Annotated in this window: 9 protein-coding genes, 1 tRNA gene and 1 other annotated feature; of the genes, 1 reads left to right on the top strand and 9 read right to left on the bottom strand. The window is 36.4% G+C overall.

Annotated elements, in window-relative coordinates:
- Positions 1-160: 160 nt before the first annotated feature.
- From ppdK to CS063_RS06925, 4 genes are all read right to left on the bottom strand, one after another.
- Positions 161-2,785: a pyruvate, phosphate dikinase gene (gene ppdK, locus CS063_RS06940; protein WP_099448973.1), complete on the bottom strand. Its 2,625-nt coding sequence runs from the start codon at positions 2,783-2,785 to the stop codon at positions 161-163.
- A gap of 302 nt (positions 2,786-3,087) precedes the next feature.
- Entirely contained in the window at positions 3,088-4,473 is a 1,386-nt protein-coding gene (locus CS063_RS06935) for a glycine--tRNA ligase (RefSeq protein WP_099448972.1), read from the bottom strand.
- Positions 4,474-4,524: 51 nt separating this feature from the next.
- Positions 4,525-4,700: a binding site (T-box leader), on the bottom strand.
- 88 nt (positions 4,701-4,788) lie between these two features.
- Positions 4,789-5,607 carry an anti-sigma factor family protein gene (locus tag CS063_RS06930; protein ID WP_099448971.1) on the bottom strand — a complete coding sequence of 273 codons (819 nt, stop codon included), beginning with the start codon at positions 5,605-5,607 and terminating at the stop codon, positions 4,789-4,791.
- A 15-nt stretch (positions 5,608-5,622) separates the two neighbouring features.
- Positions 5,623-6,228: an RNA polymerase sigma factor gene (locus CS063_RS06925; RefSeq protein WP_099448970.1), complete on the bottom strand. Its 606-nt coding sequence runs from the start codon at positions 6,226-6,228 to the stop codon at positions 5,623-5,625.
- Positions 6,229-6,427: 199 nt separating this feature from the next.
- On the opposite strand from CS063_RS06925, the gene CS063_RS06920 reads away from it, so the two are divergent.
- Positions 6,428-6,510: transfer RNA gene (locus CS063_RS06920), tRNA-Leu, on the top strand.
- A gap of 102 nt (positions 6,511-6,612) precedes the next feature.
- Here the strand turns inward: CS063_RS06920 and CS063_RS06915 are convergent.
- The 5 genes from CS063_RS06915 to CS063_RS06895 all read right to left on the bottom strand — a co-directional run bounded on the left by CS063_RS06915 (position 6,613) and on the right by CS063_RS06895 (position 13,860).
- Entirely contained in the window at positions 6,613-8,112 is a 1,500-nt protein-coding gene (locus tag CS063_RS06915) for a B12-binding domain-containing radical SAM protein (RefSeq protein WP_099448969.1), read from the bottom strand.
- 102 nt (positions 8,113-8,214) lie between these two features.
- Positions 8,215-8,649 carry an NUDIX hydrolase gene (locus CS063_RS06910; protein WP_099448968.1) on the bottom strand — a complete coding sequence of 145 codons (435 nt, stop codon included), beginning with the start codon at positions 8,647-8,649 and terminating at the stop codon, positions 8,215-8,217.
- Between the two features lie 30 nt (positions 8,650-8,679).
- Positions 8,680-10,173 (bottom strand): peptidoglycan D,D-transpeptidase FtsI family protein, encoded by a 1,494-nt coding sequence (locus tag CS063_RS06905; RefSeq protein ID WP_099448967.1) that lies wholly within the window; start codon positions 10,171-10,173, stop codon positions 8,680-8,682.
- Positions 10,166-11,521: an FtsW/RodA/SpoVE family cell cycle protein gene (locus CS063_RS06900; protein ID WP_099448966.1), complete on the bottom strand. Its 1,356-nt coding sequence runs from the start codon at positions 11,519-11,521 to the stop codon at positions 10,166-10,168. Before CS063_RS06900 ends, CS063_RS06905 begins: the two co-directional genes overlap by 8 nt.
- A gap of 14 nt (positions 11,522-11,535) precedes the next feature.
- Positions 11,536-13,860, bottom strand: a complete 2,325-nt coding sequence (locus CS063_RS06895) for a U32 family peptidase (RefSeq protein ID WP_099448965.1) — start codon at positions 13,858-13,860, stop codon at positions 11,536-11,538.
- Between the last annotated feature and the right edge of the window lie 37 nt (positions 13,861-13,897).

Below are 13,897 nucleotides of genomic sequence, written 5' to 3'. Positions count from 1 at the left end.
TTAGTAATACTACATAATTTCTCCATTTCCTTTTTTAAATGACAAATTTGTTTAAAGAAACAAAAAGTGTCATAAAAGCACATTTTTTTTAGTATAATCGCACAAACAAAAAGTACTACGATAAGGCAAGCCTTATGTAGCACTTTTATGAAATATATTCTTATTTTTGAGTAAGCGCAGCTTGTGCAGCAGCAAGTCTTGCAATTGGCACTCTAAATGGTGAACAAGATACATAATTTAAACCTACTTTATGGCAGAACTCTACAGAAGATGGATCACCACCATGTTCACCACAGATACCAAGTTTAATGTTTGGACGTGTTTGTCGTCCTTTTTCAGCAGCCATCTCTATAAGTTGACCAACACCTGTTTGATCAAGTCTTGCAAATGGATCGCTTTCATAAATATTTGTATCGTAGTAAGCAGGTAGGAATTTACCAGCATCATCACGAGAGAAACCAAAGGTCATTTGTGTTAAGTCATTTGTACCAAATGAGAAGAATTCTGCTTCCTCTGCAATAGCATCTGCTGTAAGTGCAGCACGTGGGATTTCAATCATTGTACCTACATGGTATTCCATTTCAATACCTGATTCTTTAATAACTTCATTTGCTGTACGAACAACAACATCTTTCACAAATTTAAGTTCTTTCTTTTCGCCTACAAGTGGAATCATGATTTCTGGTACAATGTCGTAACCTTTTTCTTTCTTCACTTGTACAGCAGCTTCAATAATAGCACGTGTTTGCATTTCTGCAATTTCAGGATAAGTCACTGCTAAACGGCAACCACGATGCCCCATCATTGGGTTAAACTCTTTGAGTCCTTCTACCGTTGCTTTAAGATCTTCAAAATCTAGTTTCATTTCTTTTGCAAGCTCTGCAATATCTTCATCTGTGTGAGGTACAAACTCATGAAGTGGTGGGTCAAGAAGACGAACTGTAACCGGTCTACCTTCCATCGCCTCATAAATGCCTGCAAAATCTCCTCTTTGAAGGGGTAGAAGAGCTTTAAGGGCTTCTTTTCTATCTTCAACTGTTTTAGAAACAATCATTTTACGAATTTTCATAATACGATCTTCTTCAAAGAACATATGTTCTGTACGGCAAAGCCCGATACCTTCTGCACCAAAGCGTACTGCATTGGCTGCATCTTTTGGTGTATCTGCATTGGTTCTTACCTTAAGTACTCTTGCTTTGTCAGCCCAAGCCATAAGTGTTTCAAAGTCACCTGTAATTTCTGGTTCCACTGTTTTAATTTCTTCACCATAAATATTACCTGTAGAACCATCTAGTGAAATGTAGTCGCCTTCTTTATAGGTAGTTCCACCTAGTGTGAAGTATTTAGCTTCTTCATCAATTTTGATTTCTCCACAACCAGATACACAGCAAGTCCCCATACCACGAGCAACTACTGCTGCGTGAGAAGTCATACCACCACGTACAGTTAAGATACCTTGAGCAGCTACCATACCTTCAATATCTTCTGGAGAAGTTTCCAAGCGAACAAGGATAACTCTTTCACCTGCAGCTGCTGCATTTTTTGCATCTTCAGCTGTGAAATATACTTTACCTGTTGCTGCACCTGGTGAAGCTGGAAGTGCACTACCAATTATCTTAGCAGCTTTTAATGCCTTTGTATCAAAGGTTGGATGAAGTAGTTGATCAAGTTGTTTAGGATCAACACGGCAAACAGCTGTTTTTTCATCAATTTTCCCTTCTGCTACAAGGTCTACAGCAATTTTAAGAGCAGCTTGTGCTGTTCTCTTTCCATTACGTGTTTGAAGGAAGAATAATTTACCTTCTTCAACAGTAAACTCCATATCTTGCATATCACGGTAGTGATTTTCAAGTTTTGTATAGATTTCTGTAAACTCCTTGTATACCTCTGGCATGTCTTGTTCAAGCTGAGTAATTGGATTAGGCGTACGAATACCCGCAACAACATCCTCACCTTGTGCATTGATTAAATATTCACCATAAATTTTATTTTCACCTGTTGCAGGGTTTCTTGTGAAGGCAACGCCTGTACCAGAAGTTTCTCCCATGTTACCAAACACCATCATTTGCACGTTTACAGCTGTACCCCATTCAGATGGATAGTCATGCATTCTTCTATAAATAATGGCACGTGGATTCATCCAAGAGCGGAAAACAGCTTTGATAGATTCCATCAATTGGAATTCAGGTTCTTGTGGGAAATCTACACCTTTTTCTTCTTTGTAAAGTGCTTTAAAGCGTACAACCATTTCTTTTAAGTCGTCTGCTGTAAGGTCAGTGTCAAGTTCTACACCTTTTTCTTTTTTCATTTCATCTATAATTTTTTCAAAACGTGGTTTTGGAATTTCCATTACAACGTCTGAGAACATTTGAATAAAGCGACGATAAGAGTCATATGCAAAACGTACATTATCTGTTTTTTTAGCAAGACCTTCTACAGCCACATCATTAAGACCTAAGTTAAGAACGGTATCCATCATACCTGGCATAGATACGCGAGCACCAGAACGTACAGAAACAAGAAGTGGATTTTCTGTGTCACCAAATTTTTTGCCTGCAAGTTCTTCTAGTTTGCCAAGGCATTCTTTAATTTGATTCATCATTTCTTCTGAAAGTGTTTTATCATTTTCATAGTAACCAGTACATGCTTCTGTAGTTACTGTAAATCCTTGAGGAATAGGTAAACCTAGTTGTGTCATCTCTGCAAGATTGGCACCTTTTCCACCTAATAAATTTTTGTTTCCAGCTTCTGCTTCCTGAAACATATAAACCCATTTCTTACTCATTTATTTCCCTCCTAAATTTTATGCATAATGATTAAGGTTCTGGTGTAAATCAATTGGCGGCGAATTTACAGACCTGCCCCTTTTTTCATTCCTTTCCTATTATAACATAAAATTTAGATTAGGACATAGTGTTTTAAACTTTTATGACTTCATTTATAATATTAAACATTATTCACATTAGTAAATATTATTTTTTGTTAATTTTTTACCATTATCCTTCTTTTTTCTTTTAGATATCCTTTTGTTTTCTTATATTAATAAAAAAATAGCCAAAATCTTCTTAGATTTTGGCTATTTTTTGTCTAAAACTTCATTTTGTCATGAATATAACTAACAAGCTCACTAATAGCAATACGCTCTTGTGCCATCGTATCACGATCACGCACAGTTACCATTTGGTCTTCTAACGAATCAAAATCAAAGGTGATACAGAACGGTGTACCTATTTCATCTTGCCTTCTATAACGCTTACCAATTGAACCTGCCTCATCAAATTCTACATTAAATTCTTTGGCAAGTAGTTCATATACTTTAGTTGCTTCTTCTGAAAGCTTCTTAGAAAGAGGAAGTACTGCAGCTTTCACAGGTGCAAGAGCAGGATGGAAGCGGAAAACTGTACGTGTATCACCATCTTCTAATGTTTCTTCATCATATGCTTCACATAAGAAAGCAAGTGTCACACGGTCTGCTCCTAAAGAAGGCTCCACACAATAAGGGATATATTTTTCATTTGTCGTTGGATCAAAATATTGCATATCCTCTCCAGAGTGTGTTTGATGTTGTTTTAAGTCAAAATCTGTACGACTTGCAATTCCCCAAAGCTCGCCCCAACCAAATGGGAAAAGAAACTCAATATCTGTTGTAGCATTACTATAGTGAGAAAGTTCTTCTGCTGAGTGGTCACGAAGACGCATATTCTCTTCTTTAATTCCCAAATTTAATAAGAAGTTTTTGGCATAGCTTCTCCAATAGTCAAACCATTCAAGCTCTGTACCTGGTTTACAGAAAAATTCAAGCTCCATTTGTTCAAACTCACGAATACGGAAGATAAAGTTACCTGGCGTAATTTCATTTCTAAAAGACTTACCAATTTGACCAATACCAAAAGGTACTTTTTTACGACTTGTACGTTGTACACTCTTAAAATTAACAAAAATACCTTGTGCAGTTTCTGGACGTAGATAAACTACATTTTTAGAGTCCTCGGTTACACCTTGGAAAGTTTTAAACATTAAATTGAATTGGCGAATATCTGTAAAGTCATGGGCACCACAGGTTGGACAAGCAATATTCTTTTCTTTAATAAAGCTTTGCATCTGTTCATTTGTCCATCCATCTACCACTTCTGGAGTACCTTGTTCTTCTAAATAATCTTCAATGATTTTATCTGCCCTAAAACGTTCCTTACATGCTTTACAATCCATAAGTGGATCATTGAAGCCACCAACGTGCCCTGAAGCTACCCATACTTGTGGATTCATTAGAATGGCACAATCTACTCCTACATTATAAGGACTTTCTTGAATGAATTTTTTCCACCAAGCTCTTTTTATATTATTCTTAAATTCTACCCCTAGTGGACCGTAATCCCATGAATTTGCAAGACCACCATAAATTTCAGATCCTGGATAAACAAATCCTCTTGATTTAGCTACAGCTACTATTTGTTGCATACTTTTTTCAACCATTTCATTGACTCCTCCTCATTTTTGGATAAAATAAAAAACCTCCCATCCCTGGCAAGGGACGAAAGGTAACTTCCGCGGTTCCACCCTTATTGAATAAGCCTAGACTTATTCCTCTTTTAAGTCTTGCTCCAAAGTGCCTTCACATCTAGGATTTGATTGGCTTCCACCCTCCCAATCTCGCTAAAAAATCTTTAAAAGATGCTACTCTTCTTTTTCACTGCAAGGATTATAACTTTACGCTCTTAATGTAGCAAAAACCATAGAAACTGTCAAGTCCTTCCTTTCACTCTTCCCTTATTTCTATAATTTTATGACCTATTGCCCAGTTTGTAAAAAAAGTTTAAGGTCTTTTCCTGCTTCTTGCACAGTAATCTGTACTTCTGCTCCTCTTTCTTCTAAAAAAGTTTTAAGAGCTTGCTTATCGTTAACACCTGTTAAGTAGATACCTTCTGTCCCTACATCTTCCTGTTCCATAAATAGAGTGAAACCTTGTTCTATACTATAAGTCTGTAATGTCTCTAAAAGACTTTTTTGATCTTTGTTCGTAACTACCCATTGCTCTACAACTGCTTGATTATCTTGTTTTATAGTTCCCTCTCTCTTTTGATTTGCCTGTGTATCTGCATGATTTGCTGCAGAGGCTGCCTCTGGTATATTTTGTTCTTCAGGTATAGCCATGCGTGTCTGTGGTCCCACGCTTTCCGTTATCATGCTTTGTGCTTCATAAGGAGCAACCGTTAAAGGTTCTACCCCTGATTCGGTTTTACTTTCTTTTCTAAAAAATCCCCCTTGTTGAGATAAAGTTATGACAAGTATAAAAACAGCTGCCACACTTCCCGTAACCTTTATCCATGATCGATTATACCAATACTTAGTAAAAGTTTTGTGATTTTTATCTATTAATTCTTTACTTTGTTCCTTTTTTACACCTGCTAACATACGCTCATGTAAATTTTCTGGTACAGGAACTTCTTCTAAATGATGTACTTCTTCTAAAATAAATTTCCATTTTCGCCACTCTTCTTGGCAATAAGTGCATGTGCCAAGATGTGCTTCTATTTGTTGTTGTTCTTTACTATTAAGTTGGTTATCGTAGTACTCTGATAGCCTCTCTATACAATGTTTACATTTCATAGGACACACTCCTTATTACCTTTTTAGACGAAAAAAAGATTGGTAGGGTTCCTTGTTTTGTTCCAAAACTTTTTTAAGAGCCCCTCTTGCACGGGACAGTCTCGATTTCACCGTTCCTAAAGTGATATTTAAGACCTCTGCAATCTCTTCATAAGCATAATGTTGTATATCACGTAGCACTAAAATTGTACGATAATCTTCTTTTAATTCCATAAGTGCTTGTTGTAAAATAGCTTGAAGTTCTTTTTGTTCGATTTGCTTTTCTATACTAATCTCTTCATCTGGTTTTTCAAATATCCATTCTTCTTTCTTATGAGTATCTTGTTGAAAGAGGGAAATATCTTTTTTATGCTTCCATTTTCTTAGCTGGTCTAAACATTGATTAGTCGTTAATCGATAAATCCATGTACTGAGTTTTGATTTATATTTAAAAAGATGGAGCTGCTTCCATAACTTAAGCGCAACCTCCTGTGCTGCATCCATGGCTTCTTCTTCATCCTTTAATAAGCGTAAACAAATAGTATAAATGGGCTTCTCATAGTGAAAGAGTAGCTCTTCAAAAGCTTCCATGTCGCCACTTTTCACTTTTTCAATCAGCATTCTTTCCCTTGCTTCTTCCATGAGCTTGTCCTCCTTTCTATGGGCCAACTTCTACTTTAAATCTTAGGCCATTACTTTTATTGTAATCGATTAAGCATTAAGATACAATCTTTTCCTTTTTTAGTGAGTTACAAAAAACCACTGAATATCTTTACATTTTACTTGCACTTTCAGTTAGAATATGGTAATATACTACTTGTCTTAAAACAATTCAAGATTGGCCGGCATGTCGGAATGGCAGACGAGGCAGACTCAAAATCTGTTGTAGGTAACTACGTGTGGGTTCAAGTCCCACTGCCGGCATTAAAAAGCACATCTATATAGATGTGCTTTTTTGTATGTCTTTATCTCTTCTTAGAATTAAAAAAACATCAGCAATGGGTGCCGATGTTCTTTATTGATATCTTACTTTATTTTAAGTACTAATTTTGCTTTATTTATATACTCACTTATTTTTGTTTTTCTCTCCATCTTATCCTTCAACTTTAAGACTTCTTTTTGACCTCTACCTGCTTCTACTTCTTTAGCTAAACGAAGTACTTCTTCTCTTATTTGTGGAAATTGAGTAAGATAAATAAGAGCTACCCAGAGGTTATCTGCTGTAATTTTATGATATACATTGGGTCCCCAATATTGATCATATTGCTCCTGAATGGAACTAAACATCATACTGTCTAACTCTTCTTTTGTATGATAGCCTTGGTCTATAGCCATTTGCACAATATCCGTAGCAGGTAAAAAGTTGAGTCCATGGATATTGAGACTAAAAGGATGAGCTAGCTCTAAACATAAATAGAAGGTTTCCTTAAGCTGCTCTTGGTTTTCGAACGGATGGCGAATCATAAAGTCATAATAAACCTTAGGCACCTTACACTCTGAAAGAATATGACTGGATGCTATAATTTGTTCTTGCGTCTCTGGACGATGGAAAGTATCTTTTCTTACAGTTGGTGAACCACTTTGAATCCCTACTACAATTTGATGTAAGCCTGCATCTACAAGATGAGTAATAATCTTTTTATCTACCTTCATCGGATGCCCCCATATACGGAAAGGAATACCAATTTCTTTTTTATAACGTCTTGCAAATTCCTCTACCCATCCTTCTTCATCTGAAAAAATCTCATCCCAAAAGTGAATAACACGGAGTTTAGGAATTTTGCGCTTCGCTTCATTTAACTCATCCATTACACTTTCAACAGTGCGGAAACGTACATAGCGTCCTTTGCCTTTATAAAGACGACGTAAGTTAATAGCACTGCAATAAGAACAAGAAAAAGGACAACCTCTAGAAGCATTTAATTCATAAGTAAAAGACTTGAGTTGAGGATCACCTCTATGTATTTTATCCCCATGGATTAGATACATATTTTCTGCTCCAATGGCTGGATAACCATACAGGTCAATATCTTGTTCAAGTGGACGAATTTCATTACATATGTATTCACCTTGTGCATTTAAATAAGCAAGGTTTTGGATTGTTTCATAACTTTCTCCGTTTTGTAAGGCATCTAAAAGCTCAACAATGGTTTTTTCACCCTCACCACGCATAACAAAATCACATTCCTTTATTGCTTTTTCAGGCATAAGCGTTGCAAATACCCCTCCCCAAGCTACAGGAATATCAAAATGCTCTTTAATTGTTTTATTTACAAGATAAATCGTTTCTAAATATAAAGAACTCATAACACTCAGTCCAATAAAGCAGGGTTTAATTTCTTTTATAAGCTCTCTGAGCATTTCTAATTCTTTTTCAGTAGCTTTACTGGGCTCAATACTATTAAAGCCTTTAAAAAATAAAACATGTGGTTCATACCCATGTTTTTCTATGGCATTAGCTAAATACCTCACACCTAATGCTTTCTCATTATAAAATCCTACTAATAATACTCTTTTATTGGTCATCTCTTGTTGCACTCCTCGACACTTTTTTTCATACTTCTTCCATTCTATCACTATCCTCTATAATATTCAATTAAAAAAGCCCTATCCTTCTAGATAAGACTTTCAAGAATGATGGAGCCCACGGTATTCGTTGTATAAATGGTAAGCTTTTTTAAGAATATAACGCTCATCACTAAACTTTAAAAGATGATAGGCTTCGTAATATTTATAGTATCCTGCATCAATAAAATATTCCTCACGTTGGGGTTTGCAATAAAAGCTATCTGCTTGCATCAGATACCAATGTACTGTTTTGCAAATACGGTCTTCATGACCTTGAAAGGTATACTCACTTGAACCGATAAACCGAATAATACGCGCCTCAACACCTGTCTCTTCTCTTACTTCTCTAAGAGCTGTCGTCTGGTGAGTTTCTCCTGGTTCTACAGTCCCTTTAGGAAGTACCCAGCCTACATATTTTTGTTTATAATCCTTATAAAGCAGGAGCATCTTTCCCTTATGGATAACAACCCCTCCACAGCTTACCATTCTTATCATACACGTCCCTCTTTACTCTTTACATTTTCACTATTCCTCTATCTTCTCATATACCTGTAATAGTCTATTGGTCACATCAAGAGCTTTTGCACCCTTCCCACCATTTTCAACAATAATTGCAAAAGCAATAGGCTCTTTGCTGTTATCTAGAGCTGTTGCAAAACCCATAAACCAAGAGTGATCTTTACCTGTCTCATTTTGAGCTGTACCTGTCTTACCAGCTACTTGAATATTTTTACGGGCAAGTTTACTTCCTGTTCCTTCCTTTACCACTTGTCTCATAAGCTCTTGCATTTGCTTAGCAAGCTTTTCATCCAGTATGGCTGAAACATATTGAGGAAGTACTTTCATTTTATCTGTTCCCTTTTGATTGGTGGCACGGTCTAAAAGATAAGGTTTCATCAAAATGCCATCATTAGCAATAGCTCCTGCAAGCATCGCCATATGCAAAGGACTTACCAGCGTTTTACCTTGCCCAATATACGTTGCAGCTTTCTCAAAAGCTGTATCACTCGCAAGAAGCTGATATCTACTCATCGCATGATCCATATCAAAAGCTAAAACTTCGTTAAAACCACATTTTTCAGCCATAGCCTTTAGATTTTCTATCGGCATCTCTTGAGTCAGCTTTACGAAGTACGTATTACAAGATACTGCAAAGGCTTGCTTTAAATCTACCTTGCCATGCTTTGTTTTATTATAACACTGAATTGTGTAATCTTCACCTTTTATTTCTCCTTCACAGGTATAAGTAAAGTCATATGCATTCTCCCCTTTTTCTTCTAAAAAAGCAAGAGCTGTCAGTGTTTTAAAAATAGAGCCTGGTGGATATAAGCCACTCGTTGCACGATTCACTAAAGGTGAGCGTTCTGTATCCTGTCTTAGTTCTTCCCAATTTTCCTTTAAATTATTAGGGTTAAAGGTAGGACTTGAATACATTGCTTTTACCTTACCTGTAGAAGGTTCTAATACAACTACACCACCTTTATAGTCTCCTAAAGCTTCTGCAGCAGCTTCTTGATAACGTTGATCTAAGGTAAGTACCACATTTCGCCCTTCAAATTTTTCATTTTGAAAAGCATTTTTAAAAAGTGAAGTAAAAGAATAGTCTGGGTAAAGAAGCTGGGTATTGGCAACCGCCTCCATACCTGTTTTACCCATTTGAGCATAACCTACAGCATGAGCGTAAAGATTACCTTGTGGATAATAACGTATCCCTTCTTTATTTATTGCCAAAAGTTCTCCATTGGCATCATAAATATTCCCTCTTACTACTTCTTCTTCCATAACGTTTAATCGTGTATTATAAGGATGTGTTGCAATTTGTTTTTGTTTAAAAGCTGTAAAATAAACTAAATAACCAATTAATAACATAAATAGGCTTATATACATACCGCCTACAAGACCTGTATAACGCATATTGTTTTCCAAAGAGGTAATAGGTTTTTTAGGTCGACTTTTTTGATAAATTTTAGCATTTTCTTTAATAGGTTTAAAAGGGATTTTTTCCTTTTTTTTAGTCATTTTCCCCCTCCTCTATGTCTTGCTTTCTACTTTGATAGGATAAATAGGTAAGTAGCCCAATCATGCCAAAGCTCACAACAAGAGAAGAACCACCTGCACTCATAAAAGGTGTGGTAATTCCTGTAAGTGGAATAATCTTAAGCACCCCACCTAAAATAATAAAAGTTTGTAAGGTAAATAAAGCACCTATTCCCATTGTTACCAAGAGTTCAAAACGCTTATGTTGTCTTCTTGTAATTTGTAAAGTTTGTAAAATAATCCCTAAATAGCATAGGAGTAAAATAATCCCCATAAAGTTTCCAAATTCTTCACAAATAGCTGGAAAAATATAATCTGTAGAAGCAAAAGGAATGACACTTGGTGTTCCACGAGTTAGGCCACTTCCAAGCCATCCCCAAGTTCCCATAGCAAAAAGACCTTGAACAACTTGATATCCTGAACCAGTAATGTCTTGCCAGGGGTTTTGCCATGCCTCAACACGTACCTGTACATGTGAAAAGAGAAAATAGCCCATTACTCCCCCTAAACCACCTAATCCTAGTCCTAATAAAGGAAGTAAAAGCTTACCAGTAGCTAACAAAAGTAGCACTAGAAAAGTCATGTAGTATAAAAGGGCAGCTCCCAAATCACGCTGAATAATCAAACAGCCAAGAGCTATAGCTACCACTAAAGAGCCTTGTAAAATTTCTAAAAAAGTCATCTTCTTTTTTCCACCCCATAGTGCTGCCAAGTAAAGGACTAGAGCAACTTTTCCAATTTCCGAAGGTTGAAAACGTAAGCCTGCGATATTAACCCAATTCTTCGCTCCTAATATGGTATCTCCAGCAATAAAGGGTAAAAGCATTGTAAGTAGTAAGATGCCTAGATACAAGTAGCGATTGCTGGCACGAATTACTAGTGAAAAAAGGCTTGGAAGTACAAGGGCAAAGCTTACTCCTAATAGGTAGGCAATTATTTGCTTTGTTGCCAAATCGTGATCTAAACGCTCTAACATCAAATAACCCATATCCATCAAGAAAAAAACAAGATTCCATAAAACAATTTCTTTATCTCTTCGCCAAAATCTAAGAAGCCAAAGTGTCAGACTCATCAGGATAAAAACAATAAGTCCATTACGCAAAATAGCCACTCGTGCCACTACGTCTGTTGTCTTTCCTGCTAAAATAGCTATACCACCTAAATGAATAAAGGTTAGGCAGAGATAAAGGAACCTATTTTTTTCTCTGGAATGTCCCAGAGCATAATGCGTAAAAGGCTGCATAAAGCTATAGGCAACAATAATAAAGAGCAAACTAAACCCTGCAAAAATAGCACGACTTAATAAAATTGCCAAATTAAAATAGGCCATAGATTCTCCTTTCTTTATTCAACAGTTTTAAAAGCTACCCCATCTAAGGTAGTAATAGACTTTTCATCTTTATACAAATAAGCTTCACAAATTTGTTTGATTTCATAATCCTTTTCAAAAGTAAATTGCAACCTTAAATGTGTTGTTCTCTGTCTATTGAAACTTTCTACTTGTTTAACAACTAACGGTTTTGGAGTGAGAAGCTGCATGACACACCCTTCACAATCTGTTACAATCGGCCATTTACTATCTTTTCGGTCTTTAAGATACAAACTTCTTTTTGTATCTTTACCTTTTTGACACTGCTTATAATTCCCTAAAAGACATTGCGAGGTAGTCATGACTGGCAAATAACCATAAACTAAACGTTCTAATGGTCCTCTTAATGCTTCACTTTCTTTTCTTGTAAGTTCTGGCGAAAGCGTCATACCATCTATCCCTTTATCCTGCCAGAAAAGAACAGCTTCATTATTAAGCAGGTTAAAGTTGTAATCTAACTGAATCTTTTTAGTCGTTCCTGAAAAAAGATAACAAAGACCATAGGTACGCACTAAATACCCATCACAAATTGACTTCTCCCATATGAAGAAATCTTTTTTATAGCGCGTATAATGAGCTGTTTTTATGATACTTGGAAAGGCAATATAAAACTCTTTCCCTGCTTTTTTTGTCTGTTCCAATGCTATTTGTGTATCTTCATTATTATATTGCCATTCCCAATAAATACGTGTTATTTCTGTATAATCAAGGCAAATCTTTAATTGCTGTAGTGTTCGTACACCTACATGCCAATTACTATTTTCCAATGTCTTAGGTGTTTCACGTATAATCGGTTTTTGTTGCATGTTTTCCTTTTTTAAAAGTGCTGCTTCTAATAATGCAATAACCTGTCTTCGTGCTTCGTTAAGCTGACTAATTGCTAAATAAGCACCCTCTGTCCATTGGGCACTTGAAGTTGCCACTACAAAAGAAGTATTCCCAAATTTGGTTAATTGTTTCATCACCTTTTCTTCTGTAAGTGGAGCTTCTAATGCTTGTTGTACTATTTCACCTTGATAAGTAACGGTTAGGTCTTTATATTTTAGTTGTAAATAAAGAGGTTTTCCTATTTTACCAACGACTAAAAGTTCTACTGGGATTTTACGTAATGGCTTTTGGTAAGATGCCTTTAAGCTTTTAATCAGCTGATGATTTTTGGTTAAATAAACAGGACTTGAAGGTGCTACATATCCCTCCAATTTTTGAATAAGAGTATCTCCTTTTTTATAAGCTCTTGAAATCCCGGCACCCACACTTTCTTTACCCGTTCTTAGTATTTCAATGCCATCTCCTGCATTTAAATTGCCTTCCAATCGAATGGTCGCTGTAGACGTTTTGGGAGAAAAAGCTATGACTGTACCTATACGCACACCCAAATGTTTAGGACTTTCTTCTGTTATCATATTCACTCCTGACTTTTGAAAATAATAACCTTTTGAAAAGCCCCCACGATTAAAAATTCCTTCCACTCTTCCCCAATCTTCACGAGCCACTTGATAGGTTAGCTGTTTTTCAGCTAGGTCAATATACTTACGGTAAGTACTTACTACAGAAGCCACATATTCAGGTGATTTCATACGCCCTTCTATCTTAAAAGAGGTTATACCCGCTGCTATAAGGGTAGGTAAATCCTCTAGTGTACACATATCCTTTAGACTCAGCATAAATGTATCCTCTGTAAGTGAACGGTTTCCCTCTTGAAGGGTATAGCGCATACGACAAGGCTGTGCACAACGTCCACGGTTACCACTACGCCCACCAATTAAACTGCTCATTAGACATTGCCCTGAATAACTATAGCACATGGCCCCATGGATAAACGTTTCAATCTCCACATCACATTTTTCACAAATATCCTTTATTTCATCTAATTGCAATTCACGTGCTAAGACGACACGACTAAACCCAGCTTCCTTGAGGAATAAGACATCTTCGATGCTGTGTGCTGACATTTGTGTACTGGCATGTAATACCATCTGAGGAAAATGTGTTTTTACCAAACGTGCCACTCCTAAGTCTTGTACAATAAGGGCATCTACACCTAACTCATTTAAATACGTTAAATAGCCAATGAGTTCTTCCATTTCTTGCTCTTTAATCACAATATTGACTGTGACGTGAACAGCTACATCACGAAGTTTCGCATACCGTACAATCGTTTCTAGTTCTTCGTCTGTGAAGTTGTCTGCATACTTCCTTGCATTAAAGCATTTGCCTCCTACAAAAAGGGCATTGGCTCCATTTTCAATAGCCGCATAAGCGTTTTCTAGTTTTCCCACAGGGGCTAATAATTCTACCATCTAAATCGTTCACCTTTTCTCTTTATAGAATGAACAG

The organism is Sporanaerobium hydrogeniformans, from assembly GCF_002735925.1.
Taxonomy (GTDB): Bacteria; Bacillota; Clostridia; order Lachnospirales; family Cellulosilyticaceae; genus Sporanaerobium; species Sporanaerobium hydrogeniformans.
Note: the sequence above shows the minus strand (reverse complement) of the source record. Positions and strands in the feature narration are given on the sequence as shown.